A 22,233-nucleotide genomic window follows, 5' to 3' on the forward strand; every position below is an offset into this window, starting at 1 on the left:
TATGAGTGAACAATTAAATATAGTTCTATGTTGTTCAGCAGGAATGAGTACAAGCTTAGTTGTAGAAAAAATGCAACAATCAGCTTATGAAAAAGGAATCGATGTTAATATAAAAGCTGTTCCAGTCTCAAGTGTAGAAGAAATTCATGAAGATGAAAGTATAGATGTTTTACTATTAGGACCACAAGTTAGATTTAAACTTAATGAGCTTAAACAAACTTATGAAAATAAAAAAACAGTGGTAAGTGTAATTGACATGATGGATTACGGAATGGTAAACGGAGCTAAAATATTAGATGACGCTTTAAAATTATTAGACTAATATGAAAATAGCCATTTAATCGGATGATTAAATGGCTATTTTCAATTAATTATACATAGACTATAATCTCAAAACAATGGCTAATACTAAACACTACTCACACAACCAATCCCTACGAGTAATATTTTTAACAATTTTTTAGTTAATTTATTTATTGTTGCATATAGTCTATCGACAACATTAGATAATGAATTAAAAAGCTCATTCTTAAATCCTATAGACCTTATTTGCTTCCAAATTTATTCTATGAGATTCATTTATGGGTTGTAAGGTGGAATATGGATTATTTCTATATTTTCTGGGATTTTTAATTTCCTTGATTTGTGCCATGTTGCTCTATCACATACTATTAGTATTTTATCTTATTTATACTCTTTGGATAACTTTTCTAAGAATACGTTCATACAAAAGGTAGTACTAAAAAGGAAATTTATTCTGTTTTTGGATCTGCTGCTCCATAGGTATATCTATATTCTCTAATAAGATGCCATGGTACAGATGGTCTTATTTTGTCATTACACCAACAGTATTTAGGCTCATTTATACGACCAAATTCTGCTTCATCTTGAAACATTATTATTGCTTTTCTATTTACGTTAATGTTTCCTATCTCTTATGCCTTAGATTTAATTTTTTGAGGATTCTGTTGCCTCTTCATTTGCCTTTTTGGGATGTATTTTTCTAAAGCCATGTTTTTTAGGGCATAATATATCTTACTTCCTACAATAAATGACCAACAGTTCTATATATGCTTTTTCAATTTCCTTAGATGTTATTATTTGCACTCTTTGTGCTATTTTTCAAATTGTTTTAAAAATTCTTTCTCTCTTCAAAACTCATATTCCTCTATTTACAGTTCTCTTCTTATTCATAAGTCCTGAAATCAAAGAAATCTTATATTTTTTATCCAATTTGGTATGGATTTAGTTGAAACATCTAATTTTTCTATTTCTTTTTTATTATTAGTGTTTTCATATTTTATTTTACAATATTTTGAATATCTAGTCATTAGGATAAGATAAGGTTAATTATATATTGTAAAATGGAATCAAAACAAAACAATTAATTTAACGTTAAAAAAAGATTGACCGAATAAAAAATTTATGCTATAGTATAATTAAATAAAACAGAAAGGGACGAGTGGTTTGAAAGAAGTTCATATACTAAACTCATTAGAAGAAATAAATATAGTAAGTGATCCAACAAGGCTTAAAATAATAATGACATTAGGAACTACGCCAAAAACAGCCCAAGATTTATCAGATGTTTTAGGAGTTAGTAGGTCTAAAATTCACTACCACCTTAAGATACTTGAACAAAATGGGATAATAGAAGTTGTTGATACAGAATTAATAAATGGCATAACACAAAAATATTTCTTGCCAGTAGCCAAAGCTTTTATACCAAATAGCGAAATATTTAATAAAAACTTAGAAGAAAAACTCTTTACTTTCAAAATTCCTAGTAAGAATTATGATTCATTTGAAAAAGAACTAAATGGATTAATAAAAAAATATAGCGAATCTGACGATGATAATGAAAGCTATCAAGTACAAATATATAAATTATCTTAAAACCAGTAAGTTAATCCTTGCTGGTAAAAAAATATACAACAGTCAAATAAAACAAAACGTTAAATAAAAGGAGTATGTTTAAAATGATTAAAAATAAAGATTTCTATGTTCTACTCTTAGGACGATTAATAACAAATTTTGGTGATAGTCTATATGCTATAGCCTCTACTCTCTTGGTTTATCAGATGAGTGGGTCTACTGTCTATTCTGGTATAACCCTATTTCTAACTTCGTCAACAGCTATTGTTCAATTACTTCTAAGTCCAATCTTAGATAAGATTAATATGAAGAAGTTTTTGATTCTTTCCCAACTTATACAAGCTATCTTAATATTAATTATTCCAGCCTTGTATTATTTGGAAAGACTTACTTTCTATCATATTATGATAATAATGCCAATAATTTCTTTGATTAACCAACTTGTTTATCCTGGTCAGATATCATTATTGCCAAAAATCTTATCAAAAGATGAGCTAGTGACAGGTAATTCTTTAATGACTATGGCATACCAAGGTTCAAATGCGATTTTTGATACACTTGCAGGATTTGTAATATCAGCCTTTGGATTTATGATGGTTTTTTATGTTGATAGTGTTACTTTTTTATTAACTGGGATTTTATTTTGTTTCTTGTCCAAAAAACTTAGTCAATATAATAAAAGTGAAAAAACTAGCAAAGAAAATGTAATTAAAAATCATTTTGATAGCCTTAAAGAGGGGCTTAGCTTATTTAAGGATTCTAGAATCTTTGCTTTAGTTTTTGGAGTTGTATTTATCAACTTTTCAGCAACATCGATAAGTGCAGTCTTGCCTGCATTTGCAAAGGATGAAATATTTTATAGTCTAATGCTTGCGACAATGGGTGCTGGAGTTTTGATTGGATCCTTATTTGCAGGTTTTCCTAAACTAAAAGATATATCTTTAGGCAAACTTTATATTTATGGAATAATAATTGTAGCTGCATCTTGGATGGGAGTATCCTTCTATCATTTTAATATAAAAATTGCAGTAGGATTATATGGTCTAGGATGGTTTGTTGTAGGAATTGTAAATGTATATGCTCAAACAATGGTACAGATTATAGTACCAGCAGAAAGAATTGGTTCTGCAATGGCAGCTATGGTTGGTATTTCTACCTTTATGGCACCACTAGGAGCATTATTGGGTGGATATTTAGGGGAATATCTATCAAGTTCAAAAGCCATTTTTATAGCAAGTGTAATCATACTTTTGGTAGCAATTTATTGGACAATAAATAAAAACATAAGGAAATTACCAGCTATTAATAACTTTAATGAGGCGTTTAATTATGATTAATGATAAAGTTGTAATTTCATTTACGAATGTAGACAAAAGTCATGCTAAGTTTTTATATAATTTATATAATGAATCAATTGTAATAGTAATGCTGTAAATAAGGAAAGCAAAATTGAGATTGATTCAATTCTAAAAACGATAGAATATTTTAGTAGTACTGAAAATTATTTACTTATCATTTCAATAAATGATGTAAATATTGGGATTGGAATAATATATTATGTTGATTATGAAAAAAATATCTGCTAATTAGGAATATTATTATATCCCCATTAAATCAAGGATTAGGATCTATTAGATTAGAGAAATTGATAAAAATATCTGCTAATTAGGAATATTATTATATCCCCATTAAATCAAGGATTAGGATCTATTAGATTAGAGAAATTGATAAAAATGGTAAAACATTTATTAGATATTTTGTTAATAAAAGAGATATAGATAGAAATAATAAGATATATACCCCTTGCTGGATAAAGCATTAAAGGGGTATATATCGTATCAGGATTTAGGTCGATATACAAAATTATTTATAGACCGTTCCTTTTTATATTTACTTATTCATATCAATATCATCTTTTATAAAAGTACCATTTCTTACTTCTTCGTAAGCCTTATCTAACTCTTCTTGAGTATTCATTACAATTGGGCCTGGTGTCCATGCTATAGGCTCATCTATTCTTTTTGAAATAAAGGCTAGGACTGCAATTTCTTTATCTGTATTATTTTCTATAAGAATTTTCTCACCCTTTCTTTCAACTAATCCTGCATGGAATTTCTCTACTGTCTTATCTCCAACTGTAAAATTTCCAATTAGGGCAAAAAGTGTTATAGAATCATCATCTTCAAGGTCAAGTTCAAAGGAAGAATTTGGATTAATGTGGATATCGTAGTAGTTTACAGGCTGATGTTTTGAAATAAATCCTTGATGGTCTTTATAATTTCCTGCAAGAAGTCTAAGGTAACCATTATCAAATTTTATCTCTTCTATTTTATCTTTTGAAATAGCAAAATACTCAGGAACTGTGAATTTATCATCACTTTTTAAGTTAAGCCATAATTGAACACCATAAAGTTTTTCTACAGGAGGCATCATTTCTTCGTGAAATATTCCACTTCCTGCCGTCATCCATTGAACCTCACCATCATTTACAGCATCTTCATTTCCCAAAGAGTCTTTGTGGACCATAGTACCCTTATATACATAGGAAATTGTCTCAATCCCTCTATGTGGATGCAATGGGAAACCTGCTTCATATTGTTTTGGATCAGTTGAATCAAAGGCATCTAAAAGTAAAAGTGGGTCTGTATCAAGCATTGTTTCTCTACTTAGGACGTGATAAAGGTGGACACCTGCTCCATCAATGCCCTTTTCAGGTTTTACTATATCTATTATCTTTCTCATAAAATTCCTTTCTTTTTTTAAAACTATTCAATCTAACTTATTTAACTTATTCCCTAAATTTAAATTAATAAACAAATTTAGTTTTTAAATAATATATTTATCATTTCTTTTACATTCATTTAATAAGGCTCTTAAAGTACTTAGGTATGATTACATCAAATGTAAAAAAAATAAGAGGAGATATAAATGAAAAAAACATTATTATTGGCACTATCAGCAAGTTTTATCTTAAGCCTACCTTCAAATGCTAAGGCAGATGAAGCTGTAAATCTAGATGAAGATATAAAAATAGAAGAAAGTATTGAAGAGGTAAGTTTAACAGAAGCTAAAGAGATTTCGACTTATGCTGGACAAACTGATACAAAGACTGAAGTTTCAACAGATATAAATGTTCATGAGTCAGAAAATTCCGAAGTAAAGGAAGAATCTGATGTTGTTATAAATGAGGTAGACACAGAGCAAGATTATGTTGAACTTTATAACAATGCAGATGAGAGAAAAGATATTTCTGGTTGGTATATAAAAGATGATAAAGAAGATAGGGAAATTGAAAGAATAAAGGAAGGAACCTTTATAGAAAGTAAAAATTTCCACACCCTTGAAAATGGCAAGGACTTTTCTTTTGGTCTTGGTAAAAACGACCAAGTTGTTTTATACGACAAGGATGGAAATATAAGAGATAAGTTCTCATGGGATTCACATCCATTTGGCTCTTACGGAAGATATCCTGATGGAGTGGGAGAATTTGTAGATGGAGAAGTTTCTAAAAATGCTCCAAATAATAAAGAAGACGATACAGAAATAAAAGAAGCTGATTCATCAATAAAGATTAATGAAATTGAATCAAGTGACCCAAATGATGGCCCTGACTATGTTGAAATTTACAATGATTCTGATGAAGATAAGGACATTTCAGGATACTTTATCCTAGATGATAATCTAACAAGAGAGCATGAAGTACTTCCTGATGGGTCTGTTATAAAAGCTAAGGGATTTTTTGTTTTTGAAAATGGTATACATTTCTCCTTTGGACTTGGAAAAAATGACCAAGTTAACCTATTTAACAAAGACAAAGAACTTATAGATTCTTTTGCTTGGGATGGACATGCTGAAGGTGTTCTTGCAAGAGGTGAAGATGGCAAGGGAGACTTTGTTGATAGTGAAGCTTCTAAGGGATATTCTAATAATATTGATGAAGAAAAGATGAAAGATGAAAAACCTGTTGTAATTAATGAGGTTGAATCATCAGCAGAAGGTGGCGGAAAAGATTATGCAGAAATCTATAATATTTCTGATAATCCAGTAGACATTTCAGGATGGTACATTCTAGACAATGACCCAGACCACGAAAAAAGCCCACTAAAAGAAGGAACAATAATTGAACCTTTAGGATTTTTCGTATTTGAAGAAGGGGTAGACTTTGACTTTGGCCTTGGTTCAAATGATGAAGTAAACCTATATGATAAAGATGGAAATCTAGTTGATAAGTTCGCATGGACAAGTCATGCACCAGGAACTTATGGAAGACTTAAAGACGGATTTGGACAATTTACAGATACAAATCCAAGTAAGGGAAGAAAAAACACAGCTTTTACTCCAAAAACTATAGATATTGAAACAGCAAACTTTCCTGGAAATGGTGATATTAAAATCCTTGACAATGAGACTGTATTTGACCTAACAGACTTATCAGGAATTGATCAAGATGGCGAGTGGATTTATGGAGTAAATAATAAAGAAGGGCGCTTCTTAATCTTTAAACTTGAAAATGGAGAAATAAAACTTGCTCCAGGCTTTACCAACAAGGGTAAGAGTGTAGCTTTCATAAAAGATAAGGACAATCCAGAAGCTGAAGGTCCAGATTCTGAAGGAATAACAGTAGATAAGGATGGATTTATCTATCTTGCAGTTGAAAGAGACAATGGAGATAAGAACGTAAATAAAAATATGATTTTACAAGTTCAAAATCCATTTGATAAAAAAGATAAGTTTGTTGCAGATAAGGAATGGGATATTACAAATATCCTACCAGATGTTGGGGCGAACCTTGGAATTGAAACAATTGAGTGGGTTGGATTTGACCACATCAACAAGAGACTATTTGACCAATCTTTAAATAAAACATTTGATAAAAATGACTATAAAAACGCCTACCAAGATGGAGTATTTTTCGTAGGACTTGAGGCAAATGGAAATATCTATGCCCTAATTCTTCAAGATGATGGAAGCGCTAAAGTTATAAATGAGCTTTCAACTAACCTTGGTGGAGTTATGGGACTTGACTATGATAGAGAAAATGACATACTTTGGGCTCTAGCAGATGACGGATTTGACAACATCCACACAGCTATCCAATTTGATGGAACAGATAAGCCAAAAGTTATAAATGTATCTGCTCCAAGTGAGATGAATAAAAGACTTAACAACGAAGGTTTTGTAATTCTTCCATCAAGTGAAAAAGACACAAGAGATGTTCTATACTTTATGGATGGAACAAACAAAGAAGATATAAGACTAGCTTCTTTAAACAAGGCTTATATGATTGACTTAGGACTTGAAAAAATAGATATAGCAGACGAAAAAGAAGAAAATCCAATATATGAAAACTCTAGTGAAGAGCCAAAAGATGATAAGAATAAAACAGAAGAATCTAAAGATGAAAAAAGTAAAATAGACCCTGATTCAGATTCTAAAAAAGACGATAAAAAAGAATCAGATTCAAAAAACAAAAAAGAAGAAAAAGAATCTCCAACAGCTTCAAGAAAACAAAGTGCTAAAAAGATTAAAAAATCTTCTTCAACAAGTGATAACAAAGCACCAAAAACAGGAGTTACTTCTTTATCAAGTATCATTCTTACAGGACTTGGCTCAATATTAGGACTTGGACTATTAAAAAAGAGAAAATAATAAAAATCTTCCTTATTTGGGTAAAAAATAATGATAAAGTATTCGAACAAGTTTTAAAAGACTATGGTCTTGAAGACTTAAACAAAGAAGACTTAGAAATTTTTTATAATAATTCCATTGATTCAAAAGGTGGAATCCAAGGTATAGTTTTACAAAACTATATAATGATTAGACAACTTGATAGACTAAGTAAAAATATAGAAAAACTTTTAGAAAAATAAAGATATGGCTCTTTTAAGATAATCTCTTAAAAGAGCCAATTTTTATACCAAAATTAACTTGATATCCATCTCCTTTAGGTAATCTTGCCATTCATCGCTTAGATTTTTATCACTTATTATAGTATCAATTTCAGATAAGTCTGCAAAGTGGGTTGATTTTACTGCTCCAAACTTTGATGAATCAGCTAAAAGTATTACTTCTAGAGAGTTTCTTATTATTATTTTTTTGCTGTTTAATTCATAGGAATTCTCACAAGTAATTCCTAAATCTTTGTGAACTCCTGCTGCTGATAGGAATAACTTAGATGCCCTAATATTTTTCATCATTTCTATACTTTGGTTTGATTCCATCATACCTGAATCCCTATGTAAGTTTCCACCTCCTATAATCAAGTCGATATTTTTCTTAAATAAGAGATTGATAAGGTTATTTGATGAGAAAACTAGGGCAGTACATTTTATATCATCCATGGCTTGGCTTAGCTTTTCTGTTGTTGTACCCGTATCTATAATTATTATATCATCTTCTTTTATCATAGAAGCAGCTTTTTGTCCGATAAGAAATTTTTCCCTGTCCTTAATTAATAAATGGGAGTCAAGGCTGTACTTATCTTCATTTATAGGATTATCAATTTTTGAATTGTAAACAATGGCTCCATGGAAAGTTTCTACTATATTTTGCTCTTCTAATATTCTAATATCACGTCTTATAGTCATATCAGAGACATCAAGCTTTGTAGCAAGTTCCTTTACTGAGGCTCCATTATTTTCTTTAATTATCGAAATTATCTTATTTCTTCTATCTTCTTTTTTACTCATAATTAAACCCTTTCGCTTACATTTATTGTATCATAATTTATATAAATATGTTTGAAATCTTCGAAACAAGCAAAAAATGCAAGGTAAAATAACAACATTTTATAAAAATACAACAAAATAATGTTGACAAATTATCAAATCATGTTAAAATATAAGTAGATAAAAAACTACACGTGTATTTTGAAAAATATTTGCAAGATTTAAAGGAGTAAATATGGATAATAAAGAAATATTAAAGCACATTGATCATACCTTACTTAAAGCATACTCAACATGGGATTCTATCAAGTTGCTTTGTGATGAAGCAGTAGAATATGAAACAGCATCAGTATGTGTTCCTCAAACATATATAAAAAGAATCAAGGAAAACTACCCTAGCCTAAATATCTGCACAGTTATAGGATTTCCTCTAGGATATAACTCGACAAAATCTAAAATTGTTGAAACTAAAGAGGCAATTATTGATGGTGCCAATGAGATTGATATGGTAGTTAATATCTCAGATGTTAAAAATGGAAACTATAAGAAAGTAGAAGATGAAATTAGGGAGATTAAAAAGGCCTGCGGTGATAAGGTTCTCAAGGTTATTATAGAAACATGTTATCTTAGTAAGAATGAAAAAATTGCCATGTGTGAGGCTGTAACAAATGCTGGTGCTGATTATATTAAGACAAGTACTGGTTTTGGGACAGATGGAGCAAGAATGGAAGATATTCTTATATTTAAAGAATATATTGGAGAAAATGTGAAAATAAAAGCAGCAGGTGGAGTAAAAACTAAAGATGACCTTATAGCTTTCATAGAAGCAGGGTGTGATAGAATAGGAACATCTTCAGCTGTAAAAATGTTAACAAATAAACATTAATTAGGAAGTAGATGGAAAATATGGTAGATAAAAGGGTATTTTTAATAGTATTGGATTCATTTGGAATAGGTGAGATGCCTGATAGTAAAAATTATGGGGATGAGGGTTCAAATACCCTCAAAGCTATCTGTCAAAGTCCAAAATTCAAGACACCAAACCTTAAAAAATTAGGTCTTTTTAATATAGATGGGATTGATTTTATAGAAAAGATGGAAAATCCTATAGGATCTTTTGCTAAAATGAAAGAGGCTTCAAATGGAAAAGATACAACTACAGGTCACTGGGAGATGGCAGGAATTATATCAGAAACTCCATTTCCAACCTTTCCAAATGGTTTCCCAAAAGATTTCTTATATGAATTTTCAAAAAGAACTGGAAGAAAGATTCTTTGTAATAAACCTTACTCTGGTACAAAGGTTATAGAAGATTATGGTAAAGAACATCTAGAAACAGGAGCGCTTATAGTTTATACATCGGCTGACTCAGTATTTCAAATAGCAGCTCATGAAGATATAGTTCCTTTAGAAAAGCTATATGAATATTGCAAGATTGCAAGAGAAATGCTTATTGGAGATATGGCAGTAGGAAGAGTTATAGCAAGACCTTTTGTAGGAGAGCTTGGCTCATTTGAAAGAACTAGAAACAGACACGACTTTTCTCTAAAGCCACAAGGCACTACAATTATGGATGAACTTTTGAAAAATAACTATGATTCAATCGGTGTAGGAAAGATTTATGATATTTTTGCAGGAGAATCCATAAAAGAACACTATCCTATGAAAGATAATAACGAGGGAATGGATATAACAATAAAGCTTATGGATAAGAAATTTAAAGGGTTATGCTTTGTTAATTTAGTTGATTTTGATATGATTTATGGTCATAGAAATGATGTTGACGGCTATGCCAATGCCATGACAGAATTTGACCAAAAGCTTGGAGTTATGCTTAAAAAGTTAGGGGATAATGATATAGTAATAATTACAGCAGATCACGGATGTGATCCTTCAACTCCATCTACAGATCACTCTAGAGAATATGTTCCAATGCTTGCCTATGGGAAAAGCATAAGAAAAGGTATGAATTTAGGCACAAGAAAAACATTTGCAGATATATCACAGACAATAGCAGATATATTTGAAATAAAGGCAAATACGGAAGGAAAAAGCTTTTATAAGGAAATAAAAGATAGGTGATATTATGAAATTAATATTAAATATAATAGGAATCCTAGTAGTTTTAGGAATAATGTGGCTTATATCTATTAATAGAAAGGCAGTAAACTTTAAAACTGTAGGACTTGCAATAGTAGTTCAATTTTTTCTGGCAGGACTTTTGATAAAACTTCCTGCAGGAAGAGCGGCAATAGCGGCTGTATCAAAGGCAGTCGAAAGGGTGCTTTCATATGGTTCTGAGGGTATAGGTTTTGTGTTTGGCTCGTTGGGAAATCCAACAGCTCCAACTGGTATGATTTTTGCTTTTCAAACCCTAACAAACATTATTTTTATATCAGCCCTAGTTGCAGTTTTATACTACACAGGAGTTTTAGGCTTTGTAGTTTCAAAGATAGGTTGGCTTATAGGAAAAATATTTAAAACAAGTGAAGTGGAATCATTTGTAGCGGTAGCGAATATGTTTTTAGGTCAAACAGATTCACCAATTTTGGTTGCTAAATACCTAAAGATGATGACGGACTCAGAAGTTATGCTTGTTCTAGTATCAGGAATGGGTTCTATGTCAGTATCAATTATAGCGGGATACACTGCTCTTGGGATTCCAATGGAGTCCTTACTTATAGCATCAACTCTTGTTCCAGTAGGCTCAATTATAATATCCAAAATTATATGTCCACAAACCGAAGAAGTTAAAGAATTAGGTGAGATTAAGATGGATAATAAGGGTAATAATGAGAATGTATTAGATGCCCTTTCAGCAGGAGCTATGGATGGTATGAATATGGCGATGGCTATAGGTGCATCACTTATAGCAATCATATCTATAGTTGCCCTTTTAAATGGTATACTTGGAATATTTGGCATATCATTTGAATTGGTTTTATCATATCTTTTTGCACCAATAGGATATTTAATGGGACTAGAAGGGAGTGAAATATTCAAAGCAGGAGAACTTTTAGGCTCTAAACTTATACTTAATGAATTTGTAGCTTTTGGTAAACTTGCTCCAGAACTTGCATCAATGAGTCCTAGAACAGGACTTATGCTTGCAATATCTCTTGCAGGATTTGCTAATGTATCATCAATAGGAATTTGTATATCAGGTATATCGGTACTTTGTCCGGAAAAAAGACCAACCCTTGCCAAACTTGCAGTTAAGGCGATGATTGGAGGATTTTGTGTAAGCTTACTATCAGCAATGATAGTTGGAATATGGATGCTATTTTAGGAGGATAATATGAGAATAGTAGATATAATTGAAAAAAAGAAAAATAAAGAAGAATTAACAGATGCTGAAATCCAATATTGGATAGATGGAGTTACAGATGATAGTATTCCTGATTACCAAACATCAGCCCTTCTTATGGCCATAGTCTTAAATGGAATGACTAGCCATGAAACTGCTAAACTTGCAGAAGCTATGATGAAATCTGGAGATGTAATGGATTTATCAGATATCGAAGGAGTAAAATCTGACAAACACTCAACAGGTGGGGTGGGAGATAAAACATCAATAGCTCTTGGAGCTATAGTTTCAGCCTGTGGCTTAAAACTTGCTAAAATGAGTGGTAGGGGATTAGGACATACTGGTGGAACACTCGATAAACTTGAATCAATCGAAGGATTTAATGTATTTCTAACAGAAAAAGAGTTCAAAAAACAAGTTAGAGATATAGGTCTTGCGATAATTGGTCAAACAGGAGAGTTAGTTCCAGCTGACAAAAAACTTTATGCTCTAAGAGATGTTACAGCAACAGTTGATTCTATACCACTAATAGCATCATCGATAATGAGTAAAAAACTAGCATCTGGATCAGATACAATTCTACTTGATGTAAAATATGGTGAAGGTGCTTTCATGCACACCATTGAAGATGCCAAAAAACTAGCAAGTGCAATGATATCCATAGGAAAAAAACTAGGTCGTGACACAAGGGCTATGATTACAGATATGAACCAACCTTTAGGAAATACTATAGGAAATGCCCTAGAGGTAAGAGAAGCTGTAGAAACAGTAAAAGGTGAAGGACCAAAAGACTTTACAGAACTTGTAATGGTAGCAGGAGAAATTATGTTAATCCAAGCTGGAAAAGCAAATAATAAAGTAGACGCAAGAAAACTTCTAGAAGAAGCTATATCTTCAGGAAGGGCTTTTGACCAACTTAAGAAAATGGTAGAATATCAAGGTGGAAATGTTGCACAAATTGAAGATACAAGTCTACTTCCACAAGCAAAATATAAAACTGAAATGAAATCAAAAGAGGCAGGATATCTTGACCATATTCACTCCATGAACCTTGGAATCCTATCAATGAAGCTAGGTGGAGGACGTGAGAGAAAAGAAGATAAAATAAATTATGCAGTAGGACTTGAAATGAAGGTCAAAAAAGGTGATAAGGTAGAAAAAGGTGATCTACTTTGCACAGTATATCATGATAAAGAACTTACAGATGAATGGATTGAAAGCTTCTATGATACATTCACCTATACAGACAAAAAAGTTGAACCAATTCCAATAGTTGAAGAAATATTAGAATAATAAGAAATTTATGGTTACTATAACTGAACCTCCTAATTCATAATCTGGATAGGAAGTTCAGTTTAATTTTATAGTTGGATATGTATAAAAATCTTAAAAAACTTAGAAGAATTTAACAAATTGTTTGTTTCTTTTTAACATATATACACATATTACAGATAGGATTAATAGTATTATTGATAGAAAAAGTACCACAAGACTTGGATTTGAAAAGCTTGAACCTGGTTTATGCTTTATAACAAGTCCAAAAAGTGCCCATATCAGTGGTATTACAAGTCCTATATTTGGATTTTCTTTATAGACGTAAAATATAAGTGTCCAAGAGATTATCAGTAATACTAATGTTATAAAAAGTCCAAATATTCCAAATGGATTGTTTCCTTCTTTTACTAAAATGGTGATGACATTGGTAAATGTTGAAAATAAAAGCCAACCTGCATGAAGTCCTGAAGGAATGGTGACAAAGATTTTGTATTTTTCACTAAATTTTTTATTTCTATCAATTGCTTTAACCAAGTGAACAAGGGTAACAGTATAAGCCATTATGGCTATAAGTGCTGGCATAATCAAATCATTATTCCAAGTTATAGTCCACAAAACATTACAAATAGAAGATCCTATAAAAATAGGTATGAGTTTATCATAATAAAATTCATCATCTGACATTGATAACTTTTTACCCAATGGCATGATTAAGAATAAGATCATACCAATATATATTACAACCCATATTGAAAAAACAAATGATGGTGGTGAAAGGAGGTTTGTATACATATTTGAGGTTTCTATTTGACTGTATTTAAACAAAATCCCCATATATGCCATATAATTTAGCATTATAACTAAGAGAAAACTAATCCAAGCTATAATATAGGCTCTATTTTTAAATTTTTTCTTTATTTTATTCTCCTTATTTTTCATAAATCAAAAATATAAACTTTATAATTATTGTAATATATTTACCCAAAATCTTACCTATTGTAATAAAATATTCTTATATATTCTATGATATATCACATGAAACATTTGATATAAAATTATTGACTAAGAAGAAGCAAAATGTTATAATAATAAAAACGTTATCATAAAAGCCGGCTTTGATATGTTTTTACTAAAGTAATATAATCTCATAATCTGGATGAGAGTCTCTACAACTTACCGTAAATAAGTGGCTATTCTTTAGTTGATGTAAATCAATTTATATCTTAACTACTTAAGTTAGAAAAATATTATGAAGGAGGATCCGTATGGACTCAAAAACAAATGGTTTTCTAAGTAGGTTTTTTCATCTTGATGAAAATAATACTAATGTAAAGACAGAAGTTATCGCTGGTATCACAACATTTATTACTATTGCATATGTTTTGATCATTAACCCACAGGTTCTATCAAGCCCTTTTGAGATTATGGGAGATGGCCAAATGGCTGAAAAAATTTCAAATGGTGTTTTTATAGGAACATGTTTAGGTGCCTTTATTGGTACAATTCTTGTAGCTTTTTATGCTAAACTACCTTTTGCACAAGCCCCAGGTATGGGACTGTCAGCATTTTTCGCCTATACTACTATGCTTGGCATGGGATATAGTTACTCTCAAGCCTTAGTCATAGTATTCATATCAGGTATTTTATTTATAGTAATTACTGCCCTAGGTATAAGAGAGGCAATAATAAGGGCTATACCTGATTCAATTAAACTTGCAATGACACCTGGTATAGGATTATTTATAACTATAATTGGTCTTAAAAATGCAGGTCTTGTCGTAAGAAATGATGCAACTCTTGTTTCTCTAATTGACTTTGCCAATTGGAGAGGAGCAGATGGTAATATTGAGATGATTCTAGGAGCAGTTCTTGCCCTTATAGGACTTTGCATTATAGCAATCCTTACATATAAAAATGTAAAAGGAGCAATCCTTATATCAATAATATCATCAACTATAATTGGTATTCCAATGGGACTTACAAAGATTTCAAACCTTAGCTTAAATATAGGTCCAAAGCTTAGTGACTTTTTTGAAGTGTCATTTTTCAACCTTGATTTTGCAGGTCTTTTCCAAGGTCCAAATTTATGGTCTTCCATATTTACTGTAACCATGCTTGTTTTAAGCTTTTCTTTAGTAAATATGTTTGATTCACTTGGAACTCTACTTGCAGCAGCTAAACAATCTGGTTTAGTAGATAAAAATGGTGAAGTTATAAATCTTAAACAAGCTCTTATGAGTGATGCAATATCAACAGCAGCAGGAGCTTTGGTTGGAACAAGTACAGTTACAACAGTAGTAGAATCATCAGCAGGTATTGCTGCAGGTGGTAGAACAGGACTTACTTCCTTAACTACAGCCTTACTCTTCTTACTATCAATAATCTTTGTCCCAATAATATCAATTATTCCAGCTCAAGCTACAGCTCCAGCCTTGATATTTGTTGGAGTACTTATGCTTGCTGGAATAAAAGAAGTTGACTTTGCTGATGTTACAAATGCTTTACCAGCATTTTGTACAATAGTGTTTATGCCATTTACCTACTCTATAGCAAATGGTATAGCCATAGGTTTAATAATCTATTGCATAGTTAAGGCTTTTACAGGACAAGCTAAAGAAATAAAACCACTTACCTTAATAATAGCACTAACCTTCGCTTTTAGGTATGCCTTTATAACACTCGGTTAGGAGAAAATATGAACAAATTTATCCTAAAAGGAAATATAATCTATAGCAAAAATGAAAATGAAATAAATTTTTACGAAGCTTCTTACCTAGTTGTAAAAGATGGTAAAAGCCAAGGAGTATATAATAGGATTCCTGAAGAATTTATAAATTATGAAATAATTGATTTCGAAGATAAGATAATAATGCCAGGTCTAGTTGATCTCCATATCCATGCCCCTCAATACAATTTTAGGGGTATGGGACTTGATTTAGAATTATTAGATTGGTTAAACACCTATACCTTTAAAGCTGAGGCAAAATTTAAAGACCTATCTTATGCTAAAAGATCCTATAAGAGATTTGTAGACTATATAAGAAGAGGACCTAATACAAGATTTGCAATTTTTGCAACTCTTCATCTTGATCCAACTATTATCCTAATGGATATGATGGAAGAGTCAGGTCTTGTTTCCTTTATAGGAAAGGTCAATATGGATAGAAATGGTGGAGCTGAATTGGAAGAAAAAGATGCTGATGAGTCAATAAAAACGACTATATCTTGGCTTGATAAAATAAAAGGAAAATATAAAAACACCTACCCTATTATCACTCCAAGATTTATCCCATCTTGTAGTGATGAGCTTTTGAATAAATTAAGAAAAGTAAAAAATGAATACAAACTTCCAATCCAATCTCACCTATCAGAAAACTTGGGTGAGATAGACTGGGTAAAAGACCTAGTACCTAAATCAGACTTCTATGGTGAAGCTTACGAACTTTTTGATCTTTTTGGCAAGGAAAATAAAACAATAATGGCCCATTGTGTTTATTCAAATGACAAAGAACAAAAACTAATGAAAGACAATGGTGTCTTTATAGCACACTGTCCTGATTCAAATACCAACCTAACATCAGGTATAGCTCCAGCAGGGAAATATCTAAGAAATGGTCAAAAAATAGGACTTGGTTCAGATATAGCAGGAGGAGTTCATTCATCAATATTTAAGGCTATGGCAGATGCCATAAAAGTTTCAAAATTAAGATATAGACTAGTTGATGAAAGTATAAAACCCCTAAGTATAGAAGAAGCCTTCTATATGGCAACATTAGGAGGGGGAGAATTCTTTGGAAAAGTAGGTTCTTTTGAAAAAGACTACGAATTTGATGCTATAGTAATAGATGATTCCTATTTATTAGAAGAAGATGAACTCACACTCAGACAAAGACTTGAAAGGATAATATATATTTCTGAAGATAGAGATGTAGTTTCTAAGTTTGTAAGAGGGGAAAGATTATTTTAAAGAAAAATTTATTTTGTTTTGATATAACAAATAGATAATATTAAAAGTTCTTATAAGGACTGTTGCAAAATTATGAATTTCTAATGTTCTATCATTACAAGTTACTCATAGACAATTTGAAATAGCTAACGCTTAAGTAGGTCAAATTGTTGTGGGGAGCTTGTAATGATTTTGGAACGACTAATTCATTCTGCAATAGTCCTTTTTTATGTAAAAAATTAATTTGACAAAAACGATATCATAAATTATACTTTAATAATTAAATATCTTAACTATTCAAATATCATATTAAATATGTTTTATAAGCAAGTTTAACTTATTGAATATTGTAGCCTTTAATTTATTTAAAGATTTAAATCTTAGAGAAACTATAATAGCTGTTATTATGCTAGTGCTTATGTTCTTCTTGTCTTGGTTAAGATTAAAACAAGGCGCAGTAAGTAAAGAAAAATTAGAAGAAAATAAAAGAGATGTAGTTAAAAAAGCCTTAGAAGCTGAAAATACATTAGGAGGAAATTATGAAATTTAAATTTGATGAAATGCTTGAAAGACATGGAAAAGACGCTATGGCTGTTGATGGACTTGGAACAATACCTAATATGAGTCCTGATCTTCCAAAAGAAGGATTTGATGCAATTCCTATGTGGGTTGCTGATATGAATTTTGCTACAGCTCCTTCTATTCAAGATGCAATTATTGAAAGAGTAAAGCATCCCGCTTTTGGGTATTTTGCTCCATCTAAGCAATATTATAACTCTATCATAAATTGGCATAAGGATAGAAAAGGTATTGAGAATATTAAAAAAGAGCATATAGGATATGAAAATGGAGTTTTAGGTGGTGTTATTTCTGCTCTAAATGTATTTTGTTCAAAAGGAGATAAGGTTCTAGTTCATTCCCCAACTTATATTGGTTTTACTATGTCCTTAGTAAACAATGGTTACAATATTGTTCATTCCGAGCTCATTAAAGATGAAAATGGAAGATGGGTTATGAATTATGAAGATATGGAAAAAAAGATTGTAGAAGAAAAAATAGTTACAACTATTATGTGTAATCCTCACAATCCAACAGGTAGGGTATGGACTAAAGAAGAACTCAAAAAAGCAGTAGCTATATTTGAAAAACACAATGTAAAGATAGTATCAGATGAAATTTGGTCGGATATCCTTGTTAATGGAGCAAAACAAACCCCAACTCAAGAAGTTTCAGATTATGCTCATGAAAATACAGTTGCCCTTTATGCTCCAAGCAAGACTTTTAACCTTGCAGGCCTTGTTGGCTCATACCATATAATCTACAATGAATATATAAGAAATAGGGTGGATAAAGAATCTTCACTTTCACACTACAATGATATGAATCTCTTATCTATGCATGCTTTGATAGGAGCCTATAGTAAGACTGGTCAAGAGTGGGTTGATGAATTATGTGAAACTATATCAAAAAATGTAAACTATGCTTATGAATTCATTAAGGAAAACTTTAGAGGAGTCAACTTATCAAAACCAGAGGGAACCTACATGCTTTTTCTAGATTTCAGAGATTATTGTAAAGAACACAATGTTAATGTAGGAGAAATTCTTAAAAAAGGTTGGGATGTCGGTGTAGCATGGCAGGACGGCAGACCATTTAATGGAAAATATGCTATAAGAATGAATCTTGCTTTGCCTTATCATAAGGTAGTTGAAGCTTTTAGTAGACTTAAAGAATATGTAATTAAATAAGTAAAGTATAGAAAAACTCAAAGTTTTAAATTCTCTAAAAAACTTTGAGTTTTTTTATTGTTTCTAGGGAATTAAAAAATATTAATTTTTGGACTTAATTTCAAAAAAAACAAGAAAAAATAAAGGAAAACAGGAAAATGATATCATTTTGTTCGAATTAATGAAATTAATTTCTAAATTAAGTTAAATATTGAAATAAAATTCAAAGGAGTATATACTTTAATCAGTAAGGAGGCTAACATGACCTATGGAGAAAAAATAGATTCTATTAGAAATAAGTTAATAGTATCATGTCAAGCACTTCCAGGTGAACCCCTACATTCATCTTTTATAATGGGAAGAATGGCTAGGGCTGCAAAAGTTGGAGGAGCTAGTGGAATTAGGGCAAACACTTGCGCAGATATAAAAGAAATACAAAAAGAAGTAGATTTGCCTATAATTGGAATTATTAAAAAAGACTATGCTGATTCTAAAATATACATAACACCTACTATGGATGAAGTTGATAGTTTGGTTGAAAGTGGTGTTGAAATTATAGCTATGGATTCAACAGAGAATTTAAGACCAGGTGGAATTGGTATAGAAGAGTTTTTCACAGAAGTTAAGAAAAAATATCCAAATCAACTGTTTATGGCGGATTGCTCTACAGTTGATGAAGCTATAAGGGCAGACAAGCTTGGTTTTGACTTTATAGGAACAACTTTAGTTGGATATACAGACCAATCAAAAGGTGACAAAATAGAAAATAATGATTTTGAAATAATTAGGAAAATTATAGCAAATGTAAAACATGAAGTTATAGCTGAGGGCAATATTAATACTCCTATGAAGGCTAGAAGAGTAATTGAACTTGGATGCTTTAGTGTAGTAGTAGGATCTATTATTACAAGACCACAAGTAATAACAAAAGCGTTTGTAGATGAAATTAAAGAAATTAATAAAAAATAATATAAGGGGGGATATGATGAGAAATTTAGATAAGTATAAGGGTGTTATACCAGCATTTTATGCATGTTATGATGATGAGGGTGAAATTAGTCCAGAAAGAGTAAGAGAATTAACTAAATATTTTATAGATAAGAAAGTTAAGGGTGTGTATGTAAATGGATCTTCAGGAGAATGTATATACCAAAGTGTAGAAGATAAGAAAACGGTTCTTGAAAATGTAATGAAAGAGGCTAAGGATAAACTTACAGTTATAGCTCATGTTGCTTGTAATAATACAAAAGATTCAATGGAACTTGCAGCACATGCAGAAAGCTTAGGAGTAGATGCTATAGCAGCTATACCACCAATTTATTTTAGACTACCAGAATATTCAATAGCAGAATATTGGAATGATATTTCATCTGCTGCAAAGAACACAGATTTTGTAATCTATAATATACCACAACTTGCTGGTGTAGCCTTAACAGATGCACTTTTTACTGAAATGAGAAAAAATCCTAATGTTATTGGTGTAAAGAATTCATCTATGCCAGTTCAAGATATTCAAATGTTTAAACAAAAAGCAGGAGATGACTATGTAATTTTCAATGGTCCAGATGAACAGTTTATATCAGGTAGAATTATAGGAGCAGAGGGAGCTATCGGAGGTACATATGGAGCTATGCCTGAACTATTCTTAAAAATGGATGAATGTTTAAAGAATAAAGATTTAGATAAGGCAAGGGATATCCAATATGATGTAGATGAAATAATCTACAAAATGTGTTCAGCTCATGGAAATATGTATGCAGTAATTAAAGAGATACTTAGGATTGATGAAAATCTAGATATAGGAAGTGTAAGAAAACCTCTATCTGGACTTGTTGAAGATGATATGTCTATAGCAAAAGAAGCTGCTGAGATGATAAATAAAGCAAGAGACAAATATATTGATTAAAGGATGATAATATGCAAGGATTTACTAAAATTGATCTAATTATATTAATAGTATATTTAGCGGTGGTATTATTTGCTGGCCTTCATTTCTCAAAAAAAGAGATGAAGGGCAAAGAATACTTTAAAGGTGATGGTACAATTCCATGGTGGGTAACATCAGTATCTATATTTGCAACACTTTTAAGTCCTATTTCCTTTTTATCACTTCCAGGTAACTCATATGCTGGAACATGGATAATGTGGTTTGCTCAACTAGGTATGTTGATAGCAATTCCATTTACTATTAGATTTTTCTTGCCTATTTATAGCAAGCTTGATATAGATACAGCTTATCAATATCTTGAACTAAGATTTGATAGCAAAGGTTTGAGAATACTTGGTGCACTAATGTTTATAATCTATCAAGTAGGACGTATGTCAATTATAATGTATCTACCATGTATGGTGCTTTCAAAACTTATAGGCATTAATGTTAATATACTTATTATTATAATGGGAATTATAGCTATAATCTATTCTTATACTGGTGGACTTAAATCAGTATTATGGACAGATTTTATACAAGGTTCAGTATTACTACTTGGTGTAACTTTTGGTTTAATCTATCTATTATGCAATATTGATGGAGGATTTTCAACTATAGCAGATGAGCTTATAAATAATCATAAGTTCTTAGCAGTAGATCAACCAATATTTGATGCGAATATATTCAGAGATAGTATATTCTTATTAATTTTCGGTGCAGGTTTAAATACAGTAGGTTCATATGTTTCAAGTCAGGATATAGTACAAAGGTTTACTACAACAACAGACACAAAACAATTAAACAAGATGATGATAGCTAATGGTTGTCTATCAATATTTATTGCAACTGTTTTCTACCTTATAGGTACAGGTTTATATGTTTTCTATCAAACACAAGGAAATCCACTACCACCTGCAGCACAACAAGACCAAATCTATGCATCATGGATTGCATTTGAACTTCCAGTAGGATTTACAGGAGTTTTACTTGCAGCTATCTATGCAGCAGCCCAATCAACACTTTCAACAGGACTTAACTCAGTTGCTTCAAGTTGGACTTTAGATGTTCAATCCAATATAAGTAAAAAAGACTTAAGTTTTGAAAAACAAACTAAAATTGGACAAAGAGTATCACTAATAGTGGGTATCTTTGCTATAATCGTTTCTATGGTTCTTGCAAATGGTAATATAAAATCAGCTTATGAATGGTTTAATGGTTTTATGGGCCTTGTCCTAGGTATATTGGTTGGAACATTTATATTAGGTGCATTTACAAAAATAGCAAATAAATTTGGGGCAAGCTTGGCCTTTATTGCAGCAAGTTGTGTTATGGTATATATAAAATACTTTGTAGATCCAGCAAAAATTTCCTTCTGGTCTTATTCAATAATTTCAATAGTAGTTTCACTAATAGTTGGAATTATAGGATCAATAGTCTATAACAAAATAAAAGGAGACAAAATTAGTCCACCAAAAGAAACAACCATATATAAATAGATTGGGAGA

General features: G+C 31.1%; 19 protein-coding genes and 1 riboswitch. Of the genes, 15 read left to right on the forward strand and 4 right to left on the reverse strand.

Features of this window, described 5'->3' with window-relative positions; translation table 11 throughout:
- The first annotated feature begins 1 nt into the window (after position 1).
- Positions 2-322 (forward strand): PTS sugar transporter subunit IIB, encoded by a 321-nt coding sequence (locus tag FYJ26_RS05880; protein ID WP_154540600.1) that lies wholly within the window; start codon positions 2-4, stop codon positions 320-322.
- 430 nt (positions 323-752) lie between these two features.
- Here FYJ26_RS05880 and FYJ26_RS05885 read toward each other — a convergent pair whose 3' ends face one another.
- Positions 753-896, reverse strand: a complete 144-nt coding sequence (locus FYJ26_RS05885) for a hypothetical protein (RefSeq protein WP_154540602.1) — start codon at positions 894-896, stop codon at positions 753-755.
- A gap of 571 nt (positions 897-1,467) precedes the next feature.
- Between FYJ26_RS05885 and FYJ26_RS05890 the strand changes: the two genes are divergently transcribed.
- Both FYJ26_RS05890 and FYJ26_RS05895 read left to right on the forward strand, forming a co-directional pair.
- Positions 1,468-1,896, forward strand: coding sequence for an ArsR/SmtB family transcription factor (locus FYJ26_RS05890; protein WP_154540604.1), 429 nt, complete (start codon positions 1,468-1,470; stop codon positions 1,894-1,896).
- A gap of 74 nt (positions 1,897-1,970) precedes the next feature.
- Positions 1,971-3,212, forward strand: a complete 1,242-nt coding sequence (locus FYJ26_RS05895) for an MFS transporter (RefSeq protein ID WP_154540606.1) — start codon at positions 1,971-1,973, stop codon at positions 3,210-3,212.
- Between the two features lie 553 nt (positions 3,213-3,765).
- Here the strand turns inward: FYJ26_RS05895 and FYJ26_RS05900 are convergent.
- The gene (locus tag FYJ26_RS05900; RefSeq protein WP_154540608.1) at positions 3,766-4,617 is read right to left on the reverse strand and encodes a pirin family protein; all 852 of its coding nucleotides are present in this window, start codon (positions 4,615-4,617) and stop codon (positions 3,766-3,768) included.
- Positions 4,618-4,803: 186 nt separating this feature from the next.
- On the opposite strand from FYJ26_RS05900, the gene FYJ26_RS05905 reads away from it, so the two are divergent.
- Positions 4,804-7,524, forward strand: coding sequence for a lamin tail domain-containing protein (locus FYJ26_RS05905; RefSeq protein ID WP_154540610.1), 2,721 nt, complete (start codon positions 4,804-4,806; stop codon positions 7,522-7,524).
- A gap of 263 nt (positions 7,525-7,787) precedes the next feature.
- On the opposite strand, the gene FYJ26_RS05910 is transcribed toward FYJ26_RS05905, so the two are convergent.
- Positions 7,788-8,564, reverse strand: a complete 777-nt coding sequence (locus FYJ26_RS05910) for a DeoR/GlpR family DNA-binding transcription regulator (protein WP_154540612.1) — start codon at positions 8,562-8,564, stop codon at positions 7,788-7,790.
- A gap of 214 nt (positions 8,565-8,778) precedes the next feature.
- Here FYJ26_RS05910 and deoC point away from each other — a divergent pair, with 214 nt between their 5' ends.
- Genes deoC through FYJ26_RS05930 form a run of 4 tightly spaced genes read left to right on the forward strand, consistent with a single transcriptional unit; the run spans position 8,779 to position 13,143 of the window.
- Complete coding sequence (gene deoC / locus FYJ26_RS05915; RefSeq protein WP_154540613.1) at positions 8,779-9,429, forward strand: deoxyribose-phosphate aldolase; 651 nt, start codon at positions 8,779-8,781, stop codon at positions 9,427-9,429.
- 11 nt (positions 9,430-9,440) lie between these two features.
- Positions 9,441-10,625, forward strand: coding sequence for a phosphopentomutase (locus FYJ26_RS05920; protein ID WP_229771218.1), 1,185 nt, complete (start codon positions 9,441-9,443; stop codon positions 10,623-10,625).
- 4 nt (positions 10,626-10,629) lie between these two features.
- Positions 10,630-11,832, forward strand: a complete 1,203-nt coding sequence (locus FYJ26_RS05925; protein ID WP_154540614.1) for a NupC/NupG family nucleoside CNT transporter — start codon at positions 10,630-10,632, stop codon at positions 11,830-11,832.
- Positions 11,833-11,841: 9 nt separating this feature from the next.
- A complete protein-coding gene (locus FYJ26_RS05930) occupies positions 11,842-13,143 on the forward strand; it encodes a pyrimidine-nucleoside phosphorylase (RefSeq protein ID WP_154540615.1) in 1,302 nt (433 codons plus the stop codon).
- Positions 13,144-13,245: 102 nt separating this feature from the next.
- On the opposite strand, the gene FYJ26_RS05935 is transcribed toward FYJ26_RS05930, so the two are convergent.
- Entirely contained in the window at positions 13,246-14,064 is an 819-nt protein-coding gene (locus FYJ26_RS05935; RefSeq protein ID WP_195837851.1) for a tryptophan-rich sensory protein, read from the reverse strand.
- Between the two features lie 176 nt (positions 14,065-14,240).
- Positions 14,241-14,338, forward strand: a riboswitch (purine riboswitch).
- Between the two features lie 52 nt (positions 14,339-14,390).
- Here FYJ26_RS05935 and FYJ26_RS05940 point away from each other — a divergent pair.
- The 7 genes from FYJ26_RS05940 to FYJ26_RS05970 all read left to right on the forward strand — a co-directional run bounded on the left by FYJ26_RS05940 (position 14,391) and on the right by FYJ26_RS05970 (position 22,224).
- Positions 14,391-15,812, forward strand: a complete 1,422-nt coding sequence (locus tag FYJ26_RS05940; RefSeq protein WP_154540619.1) for an NCS2 family permease — start codon at positions 14,391-14,393, stop codon at positions 15,810-15,812.
- Between the two features lie 8 nt (positions 15,813-15,820).
- Positions 15,821-17,092 carry an amidohydrolase family protein gene (locus tag FYJ26_RS05945; RefSeq protein WP_154540621.1) on the forward strand — a complete coding sequence of 424 codons (1,272 nt, stop codon included), beginning with the start codon at positions 15,821-15,823 and terminating at the stop codon, positions 17,090-17,092.
- A 319-nt stretch (positions 17,093-17,411) separates the two neighbouring features.
- Complete coding sequence (locus FYJ26_RS05950) at positions 17,412-17,621, forward strand: hypothetical protein (RefSeq protein WP_154540623.1); 210 nt, start codon at positions 17,412-17,414, stop codon at positions 17,619-17,621.
- A complete protein-coding gene (locus FYJ26_RS05955; protein ID WP_154540625.1) occupies positions 17,611-18,819 on the forward strand; it encodes a MalY/PatB family protein in 1,209 nt (402 codons plus the stop codon). Before FYJ26_RS05950 ends, FYJ26_RS05955 begins: the two co-directional genes overlap by 11 nt.
- A 240-nt stretch (positions 18,820-19,059) precedes the next feature.
- Complete coding sequence (locus FYJ26_RS05960) at positions 19,060-19,767, forward strand: N-acetylmannosamine-6-phosphate 2-epimerase (protein WP_154540627.1); 708 nt, start codon at positions 19,060-19,062, stop codon at positions 19,765-19,767.
- Between the two features lie 16 nt (positions 19,768-19,783).
- Positions 19,784-20,704 (forward strand): dihydrodipicolinate synthase family protein, encoded by a 921-nt coding sequence (locus FYJ26_RS05965; protein ID WP_154540629.1) that lies wholly within the window; start codon positions 19,784-19,786, stop codon positions 20,702-20,704.
- A gap of 11 nt (positions 20,705-20,715) precedes the next feature.
- The gene (locus tag FYJ26_RS05970; RefSeq protein ID WP_154540631.1) at positions 20,716-22,224 is read left to right on the forward strand and encodes a sodium:solute symporter family protein; all 1,509 of its coding nucleotides are present in this window, start codon (positions 20,716-20,718) and stop codon (positions 22,222-22,224) included.
- The last annotated feature ends 9 nt before the right edge of the window (positions 22,225-22,233 follow it).

The sequence above is a fragment of the Anaerococcus porci genome (assembly GCF_009696575.1).
Taxonomy (GTDB): Bacteria; Bacillota; Clostridia; order Tissierellales; family Peptoniphilaceae; genus Anaerococcus; species Anaerococcus porci.

Excerpts from the sequence above, each read along its gene's own strand:
- FYJ26_RS05880 (WP_154540600.1), top strand. The coding sequence starts at position 2 with ATGAGTGAACAATTAAATATAGTTCTATGTTGTTCAGCAGGAATGAGT.
- FYJ26_RS05885 (WP_154540602.1), bottom strand. The coding sequence starts at position 896 with ATGTTTCAAGATGAAGCAGAATTTGGTCGTATAAATGAGCCTAAATAC.
- FYJ26_RS05895 (WP_154540606.1), top strand. The coding sequence starts at position 1,971 with ATGTTTAAAATGATTAAAAATAAAGATTTCTATGTTCTACTCTTAGGA.
- FYJ26_RS05900 (WP_154540608.1), bottom strand. The coding sequence starts at position 4,617 with ATGAGAAAGATAATAGATATAGTAAAACCTGAAAAGGGCATTGATGGA.
- FYJ26_RS05905 (WP_154540610.1), top strand. The coding sequence starts at position 4,804 with ATGAAAAAAACATTATTATTGGCACTATCAGCAAGTTTTATCTTAAGC.
- FYJ26_RS05910 (WP_154540612.1), bottom strand. The coding sequence starts at position 8,564 with ATGAGTAAAAAAGAAGATAGAAGAAATAAGATAATTTCGATAATTAAA.
- deoC (WP_154540613.1), top strand. The coding sequence starts at position 8,779 with ATGGATAATAAAGAAATATTAAAGCACATTGATCATACCTTACTTAAA.
- FYJ26_RS05920 (WP_229771218.1), top strand. The coding sequence starts at position 9,441 with ATGGAAAATATGGTAGATAAAAGGGTATTTTTAATAGTATTGGATTCA.
- FYJ26_RS05925 (WP_154540614.1), top strand. The coding sequence starts at position 10,630 with ATGAAATTAATATTAAATATAATAGGAATCCTAGTAGTTTTAGGAATA.
- FYJ26_RS05930 (WP_154540615.1), top strand. The coding sequence starts at position 11,842 with ATGAGAATAGTAGATATAATTGAAAAAAAGAAAAATAAAGAAGAATTA.
- FYJ26_RS05935 (WP_195837851.1), bottom strand. The coding sequence starts at position 14,064 with ATGAAAAATAAGGAGAATAAAATAAAGAAAAAATTTAAAAATAGAGCC.
- FYJ26_RS05940 (WP_154540619.1), top strand. The coding sequence starts at position 14,391 with ATGGACTCAAAAACAAATGGTTTTCTAAGTAGGTTTTTTCATCTTGAT.
- FYJ26_RS05945 (WP_154540621.1), top strand. The coding sequence starts at position 15,821 with ATGAACAAATTTATCCTAAAAGGAAATATAATCTATAGCAAAAATGAA.
- FYJ26_RS05955 (WP_154540625.1), top strand. The coding sequence starts at position 17,611 with ATGAAATTTAAATTTGATGAAATGCTTGAAAGACATGGAAAAGACGCT.
- FYJ26_RS05960 (WP_154540627.1), top strand. The coding sequence starts at position 19,060 with ATGACCTATGGAGAAAAAATAGATTCTATTAGAAATAAGTTAATAGTA.
- FYJ26_RS05965 (WP_154540629.1), top strand. The coding sequence starts at position 19,784 with ATGAGAAATTTAGATAAGTATAAGGGTGTTATACCAGCATTTTATGCA.
- FYJ26_RS05970 (WP_154540631.1), top strand. The coding sequence starts at position 20,716 with ATGCAAGGATTTACTAAAATTGATCTAATTATATTAATAGTATATTTA.